Source organism: Stappia albiluteola, assembly GCF_014050225.1.
GTDB lineage: Bacteria > Pseudomonadota > Alphaproteobacteria > Rhizobiales > Stappiaceae > Hongsoonwoonella > Hongsoonwoonella albiluteola.
On the sequence record NZ_JACFXV010000048.1, the window covers coordinates 292,245 to 307,829 of the forward strand.

The 15,585-nt window shown below is 63.1% G+C and carries 15 protein-coding genes; 7 read left to right on the plus strand and 8 right to left on the minus strand.

Annotation, left to right across the window (positions count from 1 at the left end):
* Positions 1–7: 7 nt before the first annotated feature.
* Both H2509_RS09525 and H2509_RS09530 read right to left on the minus strand, forming a co-directional pair.
* Complete coding sequence (locus H2509_RS09525; RefSeq protein ID WP_182164677.1) at positions 8–1,030, minus strand: nickel/cobalt transporter; 1,023 nt, start codon at positions 1,028–1,030, stop codon at positions 8–10.
* A 17-nt stretch (positions 1,031–1,047) separates the two neighbouring features.
* Entirely contained in the window at positions 1,048–1,704 is a 657-nt protein-coding gene (locus H2509_RS09530; protein ID WP_182164679.1) for a DUF1007 family protein, read from the minus strand.
* 316 nt (positions 1,705–2,020) lie between these two features.
* Here H2509_RS09530 and H2509_RS09535 point away from each other — a divergent pair, with 316 nt between their 5' ends.
* The gene (locus H2509_RS09535; protein ID WP_182164681.1) at positions 2,021–3,127 is read left to right on the plus strand and encodes a Leu/Phe/Val dehydrogenase; all 1,107 of its coding nucleotides are present in this window, start codon (positions 2,021–2,023) and stop codon (positions 3,125–3,127) included.
* Positions 3,128–3,147: 20 nt separating this feature from the next.
* Here H2509_RS09535 and H2509_RS09540 read toward each other — a convergent pair whose 3' ends face one another.
* Positions 3,148–4,329 (minus strand): pyridoxal phosphate-dependent aminotransferase, encoded by a 1,182-nt coding sequence (locus tag H2509_RS09540; RefSeq protein WP_182164683.1) that lies wholly within the window; start codon positions 4,327–4,329, stop codon positions 3,148–3,150.
* A 258-nt stretch (positions 4,330–4,587) separates the two neighbouring features.
* On the opposite strand from H2509_RS09540, the gene H2509_RS09545 reads away from it, so the two are divergent.
* The 4 genes from H2509_RS09545 (at position 4,588) to H2509_RS09560 (ending at position 8,200) form a co-directional block, all read left to right on the plus strand.
* Complete coding sequence (locus tag H2509_RS09545) at positions 4,588–5,043, plus strand: methylated-DNA--[protein]-cysteine S-methyltransferase (protein ID WP_182164685.1); 456 nt, start codon at positions 4,588–4,590, stop codon at positions 5,041–5,043.
* Between the two features lie 126 nt (positions 5,044–5,169).
* Complete coding sequence (locus H2509_RS09550) at positions 5,170–6,234, plus strand: CobW family GTP-binding protein (RefSeq protein WP_182164687.1); 1,065 nt, start codon at positions 5,170–5,172, stop codon at positions 6,232–6,234.
* A gap of 3 nt (positions 6,235–6,237) precedes the next feature.
* Positions 6,238–7,215: a WD40 repeat domain-containing protein gene (locus tag H2509_RS09555; protein ID WP_182164689.1), complete on the plus strand. Its 978-nt coding sequence runs from the start codon at positions 6,238–6,240 to the stop codon at positions 7,213–7,215.
* Between the two features lie 76 nt (positions 7,216–7,291).
* A complete protein-coding gene (locus H2509_RS09560) occupies positions 7,292–8,200 on the plus strand; it encodes a LysR family transcriptional regulator (RefSeq protein ID WP_328805041.1) in 909 nt (302 codons plus the stop codon).
* A 25-nt stretch (positions 8,201–8,225) separates the two neighbouring features.
* On the opposite strand, the gene H2509_RS09565 is transcribed toward H2509_RS09560, so the two are convergent.
* On the minus strand, positions 8,226–9,290 hold the full coding sequence (locus H2509_RS09565) for a LacI family DNA-binding transcriptional regulator (RefSeq protein ID WP_182164691.1): 1,065 nt from the start codon (positions 9,288–9,290) through the stop codon (positions 8,226–8,228).
* Positions 9,291–9,385: 95 nt separating this feature from the next.
* Positions 9,386–10,303, minus strand: coding sequence for a DMT family transporter (locus tag H2509_RS09570; protein WP_182164693.1), 918 nt, complete (start codon positions 10,301–10,303; stop codon positions 9,386–9,388).
* A 302-nt stretch (positions 10,304–10,605) separates the two neighbouring features.
* On the opposite strand from H2509_RS09570, the gene H2509_RS09575 reads away from it, so the two are divergent.
* Complete coding sequence (locus H2509_RS09575) at positions 10,606–11,415, plus strand: chromate resistance protein ChrB domain-containing protein (protein WP_182164695.1); 810 nt, start codon at positions 10,606–10,608, stop codon at positions 11,413–11,415.
* Positions 11,412–12,758: a chromate efflux transporter gene (gene chrA / locus H2509_RS09580; protein WP_182164697.1), complete on the plus strand. Its 1,347-nt coding sequence runs from the start codon at positions 11,412–11,414 to the stop codon at positions 12,756–12,758. Before H2509_RS09575 ends, chrA begins: the two co-directional genes overlap by 4 nt.
* Positions 12,759–12,763: 5 nt before the next feature.
* Here chrA and H2509_RS09585 read toward each other — a convergent pair whose 3' ends face one another.
* The 3 genes from H2509_RS09585 to H2509_RS09595 all read right to left on the minus strand — a co-directional run bounded on the left by H2509_RS09585 (position 12,764) and on the right by H2509_RS09595 (position 15,582).
* A complete protein-coding gene (locus tag H2509_RS09585) occupies positions 12,764–13,282 on the minus strand; it encodes a MarR family winged helix-turn-helix transcriptional regulator (RefSeq protein WP_182164699.1) in 519 nt (172 codons plus the stop codon).
* A 260-nt stretch (positions 13,283–13,542) separates the two neighbouring features.
* Positions 13,543–14,133 (minus strand): NAD(P)H-dependent oxidoreductase, encoded by a 591-nt coding sequence (locus H2509_RS09590; RefSeq protein ID WP_182164701.1) that lies wholly within the window; start codon positions 14,131–14,133, stop codon positions 13,543–13,545.
* A 48-nt stretch (positions 14,134–14,181) separates the two neighbouring features.
* Complete coding sequence (locus H2509_RS09595; protein WP_182164703.1) at positions 14,182–15,582, minus strand: FAD-binding oxidoreductase; 1,401 nt, start codon at positions 15,580–15,582, stop codon at positions 14,182–14,184.
* Positions 15,583–15,585 lie beyond the last annotated feature (3 nt).

Genomic DNA, 15,585 nt, shown 5'->3' on the forward strand with positions numbered 1-15,585 from the left:
GGTTTCCTCAAGCGCCGTACCCGACGGCGGCAGTAAACAGGATCGCGCCGAGCAACAGGACAAGGATCGCGCCGAGGCTTTCGGCGAAGCGGTGGATGCGTTCCGCCGCACGCCCCTCGCTGCCGAAAAGACGAAGAGCAACGCCTTTCGCGCCCACCGCCATGGCGGCGAGGATGGAAACGGTGATCCCCGTTCCGAGCGCCATGGCGAAGGTCGCGGCTATGCCAGCCCATAGAAGCCCCTGCGCCAGCGCGAAGACCAGCACCACCAGAGCGCCGGTGCAGGGCCGCAGGCCCACGGCCACGATAGCCGACCACCCCTTGGCAAGCGTAAAGGGGCCAGCGATCATCGCCGGATCGGGTGCATGCGAATGGCCGCAGGAGGCGCAGGCTTCACCGTGGACATGATGATGATGGTGATGGTGATGATGCCCGTGACCGTCGTGATGGTCATGTCCGCCGACCGGAACCAGCGCCGGCCGCTGCTGGAATGACGGCCGCAGGATTTTCGACCAGACCAGGCTTAGACCGAGCAGCAAGACAAGGCCGGACGCCCCGATTTCGAACCAGCGCGTCGTTTCGGTAATGGCGATCGAAGTCAGGTTCAGCAGCACGGCGGCAACCGAAATCAGCGCCACGGCGGTCACCGCCTGCAGCAAAGCCGAGGCGAAGGAGAGAGCGATTCCGCGCTTCAGCGTCTCGCCGTTCGCAAGCACGTAGGAAGAGATCACGGCTTTCCCATGGCCCGGCCCGGCGGCATGAAAGATGCCATAAGCGAAAGACAGCGCGACCAACCAGAGACCGGCCGTTCCATCGGCCTTCATCGCCTTGAGAGCTTCCTGCAGCGCCCTGTAGAAGCGGGCCTGCTCCTGCGCGACATAGGCGAAGAATGACGAGAACAGCCCGCCCGGACTTGCCGCCGGTTCCTGCAGGCCGACACCGAAGGGCGACTGGGCGGCATGGGCAGCGAACACGCCTGCCATCGTCAGCATCACAAGCGCCAGCAGCAGTGGGCACCCTTTTCGCAGCATACGGGTGAGCCTCGCTTTCATTTGCAGGTGACCGTCGCCGTGTTGGAGAGAGTCTCGGTCAGGGACTGGAATTCCTCTGGAACGTCGCGCTGGGTTGCCGGCAGTTCAGCCAATGCGGCGGCGGAACCGGCATCGAGTTCCGGCGGCGGGGTAAATTCGATCGAGCAGTTGGCCGGCGCATCCACCATCGCAAAGGGTGTGTCCGACGTCATCTCGTATGCAACGAAATAGGACGGGTCATAGACATCCAAGGTCAGACTTGAGCCATCTGCGACAACCGGTTCCGACAGCGGCAAAGTGAAGAAAAGCGTGAGCCGCCCACCGTAGAAATCCAGCCAATATTCCTCCGGCTCGCGGAAGGAAAGTTCCTGCTCGCCCCGATAGAAAAAAGTGAAAAAGTCGAAATCCTTCAGCGACTGCACATTAATTTCGGCAAGCGGCTGGAGTTCCTCGCGCGACAATTCCCCGTCGCCGTTCTCGTCGAGACCCTGGATGGCGAATGCGGTGAAGGCCTCGTCGAAGCGCCAGGAATGACGGACCGCCGATACTCTCTTCTGGGCGTCGAACACCACCTCCGAGCGCGCCTCGACGAAAACGTGCGGGTGCGCTTGCGCGACGGAAATGCAGGCGCACAACACGCCGGCGGCGAGGAGCGTGCGCGAAAGGCAGGGCATTGCTTGTAACCTTCTTACTATGGACTGGCCGAGGCGCTTGTCCACGCTCACCCGAATCTGGAGATTAGAGACATTTCCGGCAAGAGCGTGGCAACCGTCCCGCCTGCGGCGAATTGCACAGGACAATACGCGCGCCTGCGCACCGCAACATAACCGGGGAAAGACTATTCCTGGATTATGCTGCCCCTGAGTTGATTTTCGCCGACTTTAGCAGGCATTCAGAAGATTCAGGACGGATAATCCGCCAAGATCGGCACATATATTTCCTTACGAACGGTTCTCGGCAAATCCTTGCCGGTTCCGCGAGGAGGATATCATGAACGCCCCGATCAAGCGGCCGTTGAAGCAGCATATCGAGCACAACCATCCAGCGGCTCCGGAACGTTCGGTTTTCGACCACCGCGAGTTCAAGGGTCATGAGCAGGTCGTCTTCGGCCACGATCGCGAAAGCGGGCTCCTGACCATCATCGCGATCCACGACACCCGTTTGGGACCGGCACTCGGCGGCTGTCGTATGTGGGACTATGCCACAACCGGCGAAGCGGTGACCGACGCGCTCAGGCTGTCGCGCGGCATGACCTACAAGAACGCCCTGGCAGGTCTCGACCTCGGCGGCGGCAAGGCCGTCATCATCGGCGATCCGCGCCACGACAAGACGGCGGGCCTGCTGGCCGCCTTCGGCGAACAGGTGGAACGGCTCGCCGGCCGCTATATTACCGCCGAAGATGTCGGCATCTCCGCGGAAGACATGGAGATCGTGGCCAGCGAAACCAGGCATGCCCGCGGCACCCGCGCAACGGGTCTCGGCGATCCCTCTCCCTATACCGCGCTTGGCGTCTTCGTCGGCATCAAGGCGGCCGTCGCGCATCGTTTCGGCAGCGACAAGCTGAACGGTCGCACCATCTCGCTGCAAGGCCTTGGTCATGTCGGCATGATTCTCGCCCGGATGCTGCATGACGCCGGTGCGCGGCTCATCGTCTCCGACATTCACCAACCCTCTGTCGAAAGGGCTGTCGCGGAGTTCGGCGCGGCGACCATCGAAGCCGGCAAGGCGCACAAGGCGGAAGCCGACGTCTTCGCGCCCTGCGCCCTCGGCGCCGGCCTCAATGATGTAACGATACCCGCGATCAAGGCACCTATTGTGGCGGGTGCCGCCAACAACCAGCTTGCCGAGGACCGCCACGGCCAGATGCTGAAGGATCGCGGCATCCTCTACGCGCCGGATTACGCAATCAACGCCGGCGGCGTCATTTCGATTGCCGTTGCAAAACCCGGCGGCGGCGAAATGGCCGTGCGCGACAAGGTGATGGCGATCGGCCAGACCCTGTCGCACATCTTCGAACGCGCCGCCGCCCTCGATCTGCCGACCCATGTCGTGGCCGATCAGATCGCCGAGGAACGCCTTGCCAGTGCCGGGCGCTGATAGTTGCAAAAGCCGGCGGGTCAGCCCGCCGGTGTTTCGCGCAGGAACTCCTCCATGCGCTGCAACGCGCGAAGGATGTTTTCCGTCGAATTGGCATAGGACAGGCGGATATACCCTTCGCCCAGAATGCCGAAATCCGGCCCGCCTATGACCGCGACCCCGGCCTTTTCAAGCAGGGCGGACGCCAGGGGCTTCGCCTTCCATCCCGTCCGGGTGATGTTCGGAAAGGCGTAGAAGGCGCCTTTCGGCGTGCGGCAGGAAATGCCGTCGATCGCATTCAGACCTTCCACGACCACCTTCCGCCGACGGTCGAATTCCGCGACCATGGCGTGAACGGCATCCTGCGGTCCGGTCAGCGCGGCAAGTCCCGCAAACTGGGCTGGCGCATTGACGCAGGACCATGCATTCACCGCAAGCTTGCGCGCCTTGTCCATCAGCGCATCGGGCCAGATCGAGAAACCGAGCCGCCAGCCCGTCATCGCGTAGGTCTTGGACCAGCCGTCGAGCAGGATAAGCCGGTCGCGGATGGACTCATACCCCATCAGCGAGACATGGGCCTCGCCGTCATAGGTCATCTGGCCGTAGATCTCATCGGAAAGAACCGCGACGTGGGGATGCTCGGCAAGCCCGGCCACCAGCTTCTCGATCTCGGCGCGCGGCGTCACGCCGCCCGTCGGATTGGCAGGCGAATTGAGGATCAGCAGCCGCGTCTTCGGCGTAACAAGGGACAGGGTCTCCTCGGCCGAAAAGGCGAAGCCGTTTTCCTCGCGGATCGGCACCGGGACCGGACGCGCGCCCGTGAATTCGATCATCGAGCGGTAGATCGGAAAGCCCGGGTCCGGATAGAGGATCTCCGTGCCCGGCTCGCCGAACATCAGGATCGCCGCGAACATCGTCACCTTGCCGCCCGGCACGATCATCACGTTATCCGGGGAAACCGCCGCGCCCGTGCGCTTCTCGACATCCGCTGCCACGGCTTCTCGCAGCGGCAGGATGCCGGTTGCCGGGGTGTAGCCATGGTGGCCGTCCCGGAGCGCCTTGATCGCCGCTTCGACGATATGGTCAGGCGTGCGAAAATCGGGCTGGCCGATGCCGAGATTGATGATGTCCCGGCCTTGCGAGGCGAGTGCTGTCGCCCGCGCAAGCACCGCGAAGGCGTTTTCCTCTCCGATCCGATCGAAGCCGGCAATGGTCTTGAGCATGATCCAACCCCGCACAGAGGACTGATGTTTGTCTTTGTGCCGCTTTTATCGGCTTTTCGGTCAGGCTCCAATCGGCTTCCTCCAATGCGGGTTCTTTTCCGCGGGTCTTTCGGCCGGAAAACCGAACGCGCACTCACCTGTGAACGGGGGATCGGAACGGTTGGGTGGTTGCCAGCGGGCTGGCCTGAACCCATATTCAACCTCGATTTCAGGCATCGAATTCGCCTGAGCGAAAGATCCCTCAAAAGGATTCCAGCCATGCCGGCCGCCAGTCTGCAAACACCCGTCGGGCGCCTTGGCGTCGTCGAGGAAGACGGCGCGATCGTCGAACTTCTTTGGGACGGCGAGGATGAAGGCGAGCGTACGCCGTTGCTGGACGAGGCAATCCGGCAGCTTGAGGCCTATTTCGCCGGCGAAAGGAAGGAATTCGACCTGCCGCTCGCGCCGCGCGGCAACGCCTTCCAGCAAGCCGTCTACAAGCTGATGAGCGCGATTCCCTTCGGCGAAACGCGCACCTACGGCGAGCTCGCCAGGCAGCTCGACACCTACGGCCAGCCCGTGGGCCAGGCCTGCGGCATGAACCCGATCCCCGTCATCATTCCCTGTCACCGGGTCCTGTCGGCCAACGGCCTTGGCGGCTATTCGGGCAAGGGCGGCGTGGAAATGAAGATCGAGCTGCTGAAGCTTGAAGGCGGCTATCCCTACCTGCTCTGAGCCGAAGACACCCTGCAAGACACGGCTTTTCGCGGCAGCGCGAAACTGTATAGTGCCGGACAACGATCAAGGCGCCTGGCGACATGCCAGCTGCGCCTGTTTCAGATGACCCTCAGGAGAGGCCACATGAGTGCTACCCCTGCCGGAACCGATGCGAAAATCCCGGTGACCGTGCTGACCGGCTATCTGGGTGCCGGCAAGACGACGCTGATGAACCGTATTCTCACCGAGAACCACGGCACGCGCTATGCGGTGATCGTCAACGAATTCGGCGAAATCGGCATCGACAACGACCTGCTCGTCGAATCCGACGAGGAGATCTTCGAGATGAACAACGGCTGCATCTGCTGCACCGTTCGCGGCGATCTCATCCGCACGGTCGAAAACCTGATGAAGCGCAAGGGCACTTTCGACGCAATCCTGGTGGAGACCACCGGCGTTGCCGATCCCGCTCCCGTAGCGCAGACCTTCTTCATGGACGAGGACGTGCGCGACAAGGCCAGGCTCGACGCCGTCGTGACGGTCGTCGACTGCCGGCACGTATTGAAGCGGCTGGAAGACACGACGGAAGCGGAAGACCAGATCGCCTTCGCCGACGTCATCCTGCTCAACAAGACCGACCTGGTGACCGCGGAAGAACTGAAGGCGGTGGAGGAGCGCATCCACTCCATCAATCCTTACGCGGTACTCCACCGCACGGAGCGCTGCGCGATCGACCTTGCCAACGTATTGAACCGAGGCGCATTCGATCTGGATCGCATCCTGTCGCTCGACCCGCAATTCCTGGAAGCCCATGATCACGATCACGAATGCGGTCCCGACTGCGATCACGACCATCATCACCATCACCACGGGCATGATCATCACGATCATGATCACGGGCACCACCACGACACCCATTCGGTGCGCAGCATCTCGCTGACGGCAAAGGATCTCGACCCTCAGGTCTTTTTCCGCTGGATCAGCGAGGTGACGCAGATCCAGGGGCCGAACATCCTGCGCCTCAAGGGCATCATGGCTTTCAAGGACGACCCGCAGCGCTATGTCGTGCAGGGCGTCCACATGATCATCGAAGGCGATCACCAGCGCGACTGGAAGGCGGGAGAAGAGCGGCTTAGCCGGCTCGTCTTCATCGGGCGCGACCTCGACGAGGCGGCCCTGCGCACCGGCCTGAAGGCCTGCGAGGCCTGACGAATGCCCGTTATTGCCCCGTTCGACTGCGACGCCTTCGTCGTCGCCGCAGCTTTTATTGGTGACAAGACGGCCTTTGCCCTGGGTGACGGCACGGTGAGGCTGGTGGGCGCCGGCGACGAGACGATCCGCCTGCACAAGGGCGCGTTGCTCGCCGCCTGCCCGGCACCTGATGGCCGCCTGATCGTTACCGGCGGCGACGACGGCAGGGTGCTGACGCTCGATGCCTCGGGCGAGATTGCGGAAATTGCCGAAAAGCCCCGCAAATGGATCGACATTCTGGCCGTGGCACCGCAGGGGGCCATTGCCTACGCATCCGGCCGTACCGCCTGGGTGAAACAGGCAAATGGCACGGAAAAGGAGTTTGCGATCAGCCGTGCGATTGGCGGAATCGCTTTTGCCCCCAAAGGCTTGCGGCTGGCGATCGCACGCTATGACGGCGCTTCGCTCTACTGGGTCAATGTGGACGCCCCGCCGCAGGAGCTCGCCTGGAAGGGCGCCCATGCAGCAATCGCCTTCTCGCCGGACGGCAAATATCTCGTCACCACAATGCAGGAAAATGCCCTGCACGGGTGGCGGCTTGCCGACCAGCAGGACATGCGCATGACCGGCTATCCCGCCAAGGTGAAGTCGATGCATTTCTCCGCGAAGGGCAAATATCTCGCCACGTCCGGCGCCAATGCTGCGATCCTGTGGCCCTTCTTCGGCAAGACAGGGCCAATGGGGCAGCAGCCGTTGCAGCTCGGAGCGCGCTCCGACGCGCTGGTGAGCGTCGTTGCCTGCCATCCGAGCGAGGACGTGGTGGCGATCGGTTATCAGGACGGCATGGTGCTCGCCGCGCGGTTCCAAGATGGAGCGGAAGTGCTACTCAAACGGCCAGGCAATGCTCCCATATCGACACTTGCCTGGCACACCGCCGGCGGGCGTCTGGCCTATGGCAGCGAGGAAGGCGAGGCCGGCATCATCACGCTCACCGACTAGACCCGGGCCTATTCCGGTTCGTTCACCTATCTGATAACAATCCGGCGACGGACAACGAGATCGGGACGGCTTCGGCGTGGATTCACTCATCCGGATGCGATGCTTCCTGCAGGTGGTGCAGTCGGGCGGATTTTCCGCAGCCGCCCGCGACATGGGGCGCTCCAAGGCGCTCGTCTCCAAATATGTGAGCGAGCTCGAAGACGAACTCGGCGTCAGGCTGCTGAACCGGACGACAAGGCAGCTTTCGCTGACGGAAGCCGGGCAGGTGTTCCATCGCGAGGCAGCCGACATCCTGCAGCGGATCGACGACCTGAGCGAATCCATCCAGCATGCCAACCAGGCGGCGCGCGGTTTGCTGCGCGTCAGCGCGCCCCGGTCCATGGGCGACGACATGCTGACCCGCGCCATCATGGATTTTGTGGTGGCGGAGCCTGAAATCTCCATCGACCTTCGTCTGGAAGACCGGTTCGTCGATCTCGTCGACGAAGGCTATGACGTTGCAATCCGGGTCTCGGACCTGGCGGATTCAAGCCTGATCGCCCGCAAGCTGCTGCCGATCCGCGGCGTTGTCTGCGCGACGCCCGAAGTGCTCAGGCAGCATGGCATACCGGAGCGGCCGCAGGATCTGGCAAATCTGCCCTGCATCATCGACACCAACTATCGTTTCCGCTCCAACTGGGTGTTCCAGTCGGACGGCGCCCGGGTGAGCATCCAGGTAAAGGGCCGGGTCGAGGTCAACAGCGCGCAATCGGCCCGCGAGGCAGCGCTCCGCAACCTTGGATTCCTGAGGACCCCGGAAGGCTTCGTGCACCGCGAACTTCAGGACGGCAGGCTGGTGGAGGTGCTGCAGGAATTCCAGCCGCAGGATCAGGCAATCTATGCGGTCTATCCGCATCGCCGTCATCTTTCCGGCAAGGTCAGGGCCTTCGTCGACTATCTCGCGGACTGGTTCAACGAGGCACGCAAGCGCGGCGAAATCTGCTGATCGGCAACAATCGGCCGGCGGCCGTTCATGGCTGGATGAAAATCCCGTCACCAGGTGGCGGCGAACTTTCCCGGACCTTGAGTTCGGGTCTGGTGAAGACCTTTTCCCCCTGCAGATCCTCGCCGTCGATCTGGCGCAGCATCATGGCAGCGGCCCGCCGGGCGATCTCGCCGGCGCGGTTGTCCACGGACGTGAGCGGCGGGGACTGCTCAAGCGCCCGCTGCGTGTCGTCGTATCCGACGATGGAGATGTTTCGCTCCGCCCGGCGAAGGCCCGAAGACAGGCCGGCGGCGACAAGATCGTTGAAGGCGACGACGGCCGTCGGCTTGGTGGGACAGCGCAACAGGTCCTCCGCCACGGACAAGCCGTCCGCCTGCGTCATGAGATCAGGAATATAATGCTGCGTGTCCGGATCGACGCCGAATTCGGCAAGGGCCTTGCGCCAACCCAAAAACCGGTCCCGGCCGGTGGAACTCTCCTGCCGCCCGCCGATCATCGATATCCGGCGATGTCCCTGTTCCAGCAGGTGCCGGGTCACCAGATAGCTGCCCGTCAGGTCGTCGCCACGCACGACCGGCGACATGGCACCTTCGACTTCCCGGCAAATCAGGGTGACGGGGATGCCTGCCGCCTCAAGCCGCGCCAGATCGCTCGCCGTCGTGCCGATGGCCGCGCATAGCACAAGGCCGTCGACGCGATGCTGCAGCAACGCATCGATGAAACGGCCCTGCCGTTCGATTTCGTCACGGTGGTTGCAGATGAGCACGACCCGTTTCCGCTGCCCGAGCTCATCCTCAAGGACCTGAAATATCTCGGCGAAATAGGGGTTGAGGATGTCGTGAACGGCGATGCCGATCATGTCGGAGCGTGCCGTCCGCAAGGTCGCGGCGTGACGGTTATAGATATATCCTATGCTCTGCGCATGCGCCTTGACCCGACGAAGCGTCTCTTCGGCGACGAGTGGCGAATCGCGCAATGCAAGAGAGACGGTTGCGGTGGACACTCCCAGATCGGCGGCAATATCGCCAAGCGTGACCCTGCGCCCTGATTTCTGTTGACCCGGCGTTCGTCCGCCATTCGTTTGGTTCATTCCCCCGCTTTTCCCCCGTCCGGATCAATCGCCCCCGCCTGACCTGAAAGCGGGGGCCTCGTCACGATAGATGCAGCAATCGAGATCGAGTTTCCCTAGCCCCTGCCGGTGACCCGTTCCCGATAGAGAATATAGAGACCGGAACTCACGACGATCGCCGCGCCCAGAAACGTCCAGGGGCCCGGCACGTCATTGAAGACGAGGTATCCAAGTCCGACCATCCAGACGATCTGCGTATACATGAAGGGCGCCAGCAACGGGGCCGGAGCGAGGCGATGCGCCTGGATCAGGGCCAGGTGGCCGATCGACCCGTAGGCTCCGGTCGACAGCAGGAGCAGCCAGGTCGAGGCATCTTTCGGCATCACCCATGCATCGATCGCAACCGGCGTCATCGCGAGAGCCGCAACCGCCCCGGAGATGATCAGCATGCCGGCGGCAGAGTCGGTACCGGCCATTTTCCGGGTCAGAAGCGCATAAAATGCGTAACAGCCCATCGCTGCGACCGAGTAGATCGCCGCCCAATGCATTCCGCCCACGCCCGGACGCACAACGACCAGGACACCAAGGAAGCCGACGGCAATGGCAAGCCAGCGGCGCAACCCGGCCCACTCGCCCAGTATCGGTCCGGCGAGCGCCGTCACGACAAACGGGGCCGCAAACATGATCGATACGGTCTCGGCCAGTTGGAGATAGCGCACCGCAAGGAAATTGAAGACCGTCGAGCCGAGCAGGCAGAGGGAGCGGATGAGGTGCAGGCCCCAGTGACGGCTGCGGAATATCGCAATGTCCCGCCACACGCGGAAAATGATCATCGCCAGGACCACATGCGTCAGGAACCGCATCCAGACAACCTGCACCGCAGGCAGGTCCCGAACGAGGAACTTGGCCGTGGCATCGAGACCGGCGAAGCAGAACACCGCCGCGCACATCAGCGCGATGCCGGTCAGCGCATTCCTGGCAGCCTGGGCGTCAGGGCGCCCCGCATCGCGCAGTTCCGAAGCATCGGTAGACATTCTGCTCTCTTAATCCCTCACCAGCGCGCATTTGTCCGACAAATACGAATGGTGATTTATACCATGAAGAGAAAAACGGCCTAGAGCCGCGAGCGCATGGCAGCTCCGCGCGAAGCACAGGTCGGCCGCCGGTGGATCGAGCATGCAGACACCAACGGAATTGACGGCCGCACCACCATGAGAGATGATTTGTCCAAGGGGCCATTCGCGAGCGCCCCGTGAGGCGGCAGCCCAAGCTTCGCGTCCTTCATTGCCTTTTCGGCAGCGCCGGAAGGGCAGCCTCTTGCACCGGAGGGGACGCCATGCCGTCGAATACGGAAATCACAGTTCAGCAATTGAGCCGTCTTGTCGGGTTGCCTGATCAGCCCCGCATCATCGATGTGCGGCTGGAAGAGGATTTTCAGCTGGACCGCCGGCTCATTCCCGCATCCAAACGCATGAGCCACGCACAAGCCATTGACTGCGAGGACATGGCCGCCGGCGACCGCGTCGTTGTCGTATGCGAAAAGGGGCGCAAACTGTCGCAGGGCGTGGCAGCGGTGATGCGCGAGCGAGGCATTGCCGCCGAGACACTTGAAGGCGGATTCGTGGCATGGCGGGAGCATGAAGGCCTGCTCGTCCATGCGGACGCAGTCCCGAAATCCCGTGCCGATGGCCGGACCGTATGGGTGACCCGGGCGCGGCCCAAAATCGACCGCGTCGCCTGTCCCTGGCTGATCCGCCGCTTTGTGGATCCCGACGCCATATTCCTCTATGTCGACCAGAGCGAAGTCGAGGCCGTTGCCGAAATTTTTGAGGCGACACCTTTCGACATAGCCGGTGTTTTCTGGAGTCATCGCGGCGAATCCTGCACTTTCGACACGATGGTCGAGGAATTCGGCCTGACCAGCGAACCGCTGCTTCATATGGCACGCATCGTCCGCGGAGCGGATACCGACCGGCTCGACCTCACGCGGCAGTCTCCGGGATTTCTGGCCGCGGCACTGGGCCTGTCGCGGATGTACAAGGACGACCTGGCGCAACTCGATGCCGCCATGACGCTTTGCGACGCCTTCTACCGCTGGTGCCGCGACGCTGTCGGCGAAAGCCACAGCTGGGTGGTCAATCCATGAAAGAGCAGGCGATCGACATGCACGGGAAAATCGAATCGCCAGCCGGCTCTCCGCCCTCATTCACGGAACTGGCCGGCATAAGCCTGCGGGTCGGTCTGCTGTCCTTCGGCGGACCGGCAGCGCAGATCGCACTGATGCATCGCTATTTCGTCGAAGAGCGCGGCTGGATCGCGGAGGACCGTTTCCTGCATGCCCTGAATTACTGCATGCTCCTGCCCGGTCCCGAGGCGCAGCAGCTTGCAACCTATTGCGGCTGGCTGCTGCACCGCGTGAAAGGCGGGCTGACGGCCGGGCTGCTGTTCATCCTGCCCGGTGCCGTCGCCATGCTGGGCCTCAGCTTCGTGTACGTCCTCTTCGGCAGGCTGCCGCTGGTCGAAAGCCTGTTCTACGGCGTCAAGGCAGGCGTCCTGGCGATCGTCCTGCAAGCGCTGCTGAAGGTCGGCAGCCGCGCCTTGAAGTCCCGCCTTTCCATCGCAATCGCCATCGCAAGCTTCCTGGCGCTCTTCCTGTTCGGGATACCCTTTCCCGCAGTCATCGTGGCGGCGGCCCTGGTCGCGGTGGCCGCCGACCGGAAAAAGGGCAAGAGAGCGGCAATTCCACCTCAGGACGCGGCAACGCCGCCGCGCCCCGGTTTTCTCGGAACGCTCGCAGTCGGGCTCTCGATATGGGCACTGCCCGTCGTCGGCGCAGCGGTCCTGATCTCCCCGGACCACCTGCTTGTCGATGTCGCCGGCTTCTTCTCCACCCTTGCGGTTGTCAGTTTCGGCGGGGCCTATGCTCTCTTGAGCTACATGGCGCAGGTGGCTGTCGAAAGCTACGGGTGGCTGAGCGCGGGAGAAATGCTGGACGGTCTCGGCCTTGCCGAAACAACGCCCGGGCCACTGATACTGGTGACGCAGTTTGTCGGCTTCCTTGCAGGATTTCATGCCCCGGCGCCCTTCCCGGCGGCGATTGCAGCCACCCTTGCCGCCGCAATGACAACCTGGGTGACCTTCGCACCGAGCTTTCTGTTCATCTTTCTTGGGGCGCCGTTCATCGAACGCCTGCGCGGCAACAGGCGGCTGTCGGCGGCACTTTCGGGCATCACCGCGGCGGTAACGGGCACCATCGCCAATCTGGCGCTCTGGTTCGCGCTGCACGTCTTCTTTGCCGAAACGACAAACGCGCCCCTGTGGTGGATCGCAGCGCCGATCCCGACCCTGACGAGCATCGATCCCCTGGCGGTGGCCCTCGCGCTCGTCGCCGGCTGGCTGGTCTTCTTCAGGAAGCTTGGCGTTGCGACGGTCGTCGGCGCAAGCGCCGTCCTCGGGCTCGCCGCAAGGACCGCGATCGGGATGCCCTGACCCGCTCAGGCGTCGACCGTTTCGGCGGTGCGAACGGCGGGCGCGTCGGTGTCGGCGTCTTCAGGATCGCCGTCGATCTCGGGATCGCTGTCGGCGCTCGCGGAGAGGTTTCTTTCCACGAGGCGGAGCAGCTTGCGAAGCTTCTTGCGGTCCTTATCATCGAGGCCGGCGAGCGCCTCGCGCTCGAGCCGCTTCCAGGCCTTGTCGACGGCGGCAATCCGCTCCTTGCCAACTTCGGTCAGGAAAACCTTGGCCAGGCGCCCGTCCGTGGCGGACATCTCGCGCCTGAGCAGACCCTGCGTGGACAGGCGGGTGATCATCTTGGTGACGGTCGGCGGCTGCACGCCGAGAGCGAGAGCCAGCTGGCTCATCGTCAGGCCATCCGTTTCGCCGAGAACCTTGAGCACGGCTTCCTGGCCCGGATGCAGGCCGATGCGCGCCAGATGAGTGCCTGAGCGGGCCCGATGAGCCTTCGACGCCTGCGCAAGACGGAACGTGACGCTCTTTTTGTGATTGAATGCCATGGCAATCGGTTTCCCGCTCTGTCGCCCGCCTCACGCACACGGTTTCGCGAGCTGCTTTCCAAGCGCGAATTCTCTGGAGCGCTTTTCGCGAACGCGCTTCACGACTAATGCTTTGAGCATATCCCGCCAACTCCTGTTCGGACTTGGCGGGATATGCTCTAGCAGCCACGCATGAAGGTTAGATGACAGCTTCGCTTCGCCGGCGAAGATTCCTTGCATTGCAAGACGCTCGCCCTTACCCGGCAAACCAAACCGGGCTTTCAGGCAAAACGCGATAGCGCTCTTTCGATCCGCCGCAGATAGCGCAGCCGACTCTCACGCGTGGAGGAATCCATCTTGTAATGGGCGAGATAGAGCGTCCGGCAATTGCCCGCGCATACGCTGCGAATGCCGCGCAGCAGGGTCTTGCGGCCAGGCTCGCCCATCAGCTTGGAAACGAACCACGACGCCCCGCAGGTCGTCACGACGGCGATGCGGCTTATATGGGTCATCAGCGGCCGCGCGGGCCTGCCGTTTACCGGCAGTTCGAAGGTCACATGCGGCACGAATACCCGGTCGAGCCATCCTTTCAGCATGGCCGGCAGGCCGAACCACCAGGTCGGGTAGACGAAGACCAGCCCGTCCGCCCAGGAAAGGTGATCCAGATGCTCGTCGACCGGCTCGCGGTTGCGAACGGGGTCATGGTAGAGCCGCCTCTCCGCTTCAGACATGACGGGCTCGAAACCCTCGCGGTAAAGATCGATCAGGCGGACCTCGTGACCGCCACGCCGCAATCCGGACAACACCGCATCCCGGGTCGCCGCGTTGAAGCTGTCGGCACAAGGATGGCAGTAGACAACAAGCACCCGCATGCTAGCCGCCGCCCTCCCGGATCCCTGCCGGCTCCCGCCGCGGACCCGTCATCGGGCAAGCCCCGGGAAAAGATAGGTCTTCTGCGCGGAGAAATCGAAGTCCGGATCCTCCCAGGCGATCATCTTTCCCGGGTTGAGCAGCCCCTTGGGATCGGCTTCGCGCTTAAAGGCCAGTTGCACCGCATCCGTCTGCTTCATACCGCCCTCCTCCAGAGTGTAGCGGTGGGGATTGAAGATCGGGCAGCCGTGATCCTCATGCAGGCGGATGATCTCGTTGAGGCGCTCTTCCGAGGTGTACCGGACGATCGGCAGGCCGAAGCAGGTGATCTTGCCGTCGAAACGCACGAATTCGAGATGCCCGGGCACCTCGTCGCCGAGGAGCCGGGTCATCCTGCCTACCTTCTCGACATAGTCCGGAAATGGATAGAGCACCTGAAGATAGGTAATCGTCGGATCGACCCTGAGGCCCCGCAACGTCGTGTGGTTCCACGCAAGCTCGTAGACGGGCGGCAACCCCTTCCTTTCCTCCGGTCGGCCGACGTCGCTGCGATAACAGATCGAAGCCGCGCGAAACCGCGACGCGAAGGCAAGGAAGGCGTCCATGGCGAAGGGGGCGACCATCAGCAGGACGACCGACTGGCCCTTGCGGAGATATTTCTGGTGGCGCAGGAAATAGTCATGCGGGACGGGAGCGGCGACCGGCGCGATCTCCTTCGTCAGGATGCCGTCCTGGTTGGCGAGCGCGTCGGCGAAATGAACGCCGTCCATGAATTCGTCGAAGCCGACGATGACATCCACCCAGTCATAGGCCGCGGTCAGGGGCACCTCGACCTCGAGAATGATGCCGTTGGTGCCGTAGGCATGACTGACCTTGTGAAGATCCTCGCCCTTCATGTGCAGGATGCGCGGTTCGGCCTCCATCGTCGCGACCTTCAGGCTGATGATATTGCCCAGGTCGCGCAACCCTCCCCAGTTGATCGACCCGACGCCGCCGGAACCGCCGGCGATGAAGCCGCCGACCGTCGCCGTCCTGTAGGTGGAGGGATGCATGCGCAATTCCTGGCCACCCGGGCGGGCAGCCTCGTCGATCGCCGCCATGATGGCGCCGGCCTGCGCCCGCACCACGCCGGGCGAAATTTCAAGCACCTCGTTCAGGGCCGCCAGATTGAGGACGACACCGCCCGACAGCGGCATGGCCTGGCCGTAATTGCCCGTGCCCGCCCCGCGCGTCGTCACCGGCACGTCGTGGGCGAAGCAGGCCTTGAGAACTTGGATCACCTCCTCTTCCGACTTCGGCGTCACGACCAGATCGGCGGTCACGTGATCGAGCTGGCGCTTGAGAACCGGCGAGTACCAGAAGAAATCCCGGCTCTTCTGCTTGACGATCTGGGGATTGTCCTCGACCTCCAGGCCGTCGAGATCCTTCTTCAGCTTGGCCAGATCGTTCATCGG

What these genes read in the sequence shown, in the direction of transcription:
- H2509_RS09535 (WP_182164681.1), top strand. Translation starts at nt 2,021, where the DNA reads ATGAACGCCCCGATCAAGCGGCCGTTGAAGCAGCATATCGAGCACAAC.
- H2509_RS09565 (WP_182164691.1), bottom strand. Translation starts at nt 9,290, where the DNA reads ATGAACCAAACGAATGGCGGACGAACGCCGGGTCAACAGAAATCAGGG.
- H2509_RS09570 (WP_182164693.1), bottom strand. Translation starts at nt 10,303, where the DNA reads ATGTCTACCGATGCTTCGGAACTGCGCGATGCGGGGCGCCCTGACGCC.
- H2509_RS09590 (WP_182164701.1), bottom strand. Translation starts at nt 14,133, where the DNA reads ATGCGGGTGCTTGTTGTCTACTGCCATCCTTGTGCCGACAGCTTCAAC.
- H2509_RS09550 (WP_182164687.1), top strand. Translation starts at nt 5,170, where the DNA reads ATGAGTGCTACCCCTGCCGGAACCGATGCGAAAATCCCGGTGACCGTG.
- H2509_RS09555 (WP_182164689.1), top strand. Translation starts at nt 6,238, where the DNA reads ATGCCCGTTATTGCCCCGTTCGACTGCGACGCCTTCGTCGTCGCCGCA.
- H2509_RS09530 (WP_182164679.1), bottom strand. Translation starts at nt 1,704, where the DNA reads ATGCCCTGCCTTTCGCGCACGCTCCTCGCCGCCGGCGTGTTGTGCGCC.
- H2509_RS09585 (WP_182164699.1), bottom strand. Translation starts at nt 13,282, where the DNA reads ATGGCATTCAATCACAAAAAGAGCGTCACGTTCCGTCTTGCGCAGGCG.
- H2509_RS09595 (WP_182164703.1), bottom strand. Translation starts at nt 15,582, where the DNA reads ATGAACGATCTGGCCAAGCTGAAGAAGGATCTCGACGGCCTGGAGGTC.
- chrA (WP_182164697.1), top strand. Translation starts at nt 11,412, where the DNA reads ATGAAAGAGCAGGCGATCGACATGCACGGGAAAATCGAATCGCCAGCC.
- H2509_RS09575 (WP_182164695.1), top strand. Translation starts at nt 10,606, where the DNA reads ATGCCGTCGAATACGGAAATCACAGTTCAGCAATTGAGCCGTCTTGTC.
- H2509_RS09525 (WP_182164677.1), bottom strand. Translation starts at nt 1,030, where the DNA reads ATGCTGCGAAAAGGGTGCCCACTGCTGCTGGCGCTTGTGATGCTGACG.
- H2509_RS09540 (WP_182164683.1), bottom strand. Translation starts at nt 4,329, where the DNA reads ATGCTCAAGACCATTGCCGGCTTCGATCGGATCGGAGAGGAAAACGCC.
- H2509_RS09545 (WP_182164685.1), top strand. Translation starts at nt 4,588, where the DNA reads ATGCCGGCCGCCAGTCTGCAAACACCCGTCGGGCGCCTTGGCGTCGTC.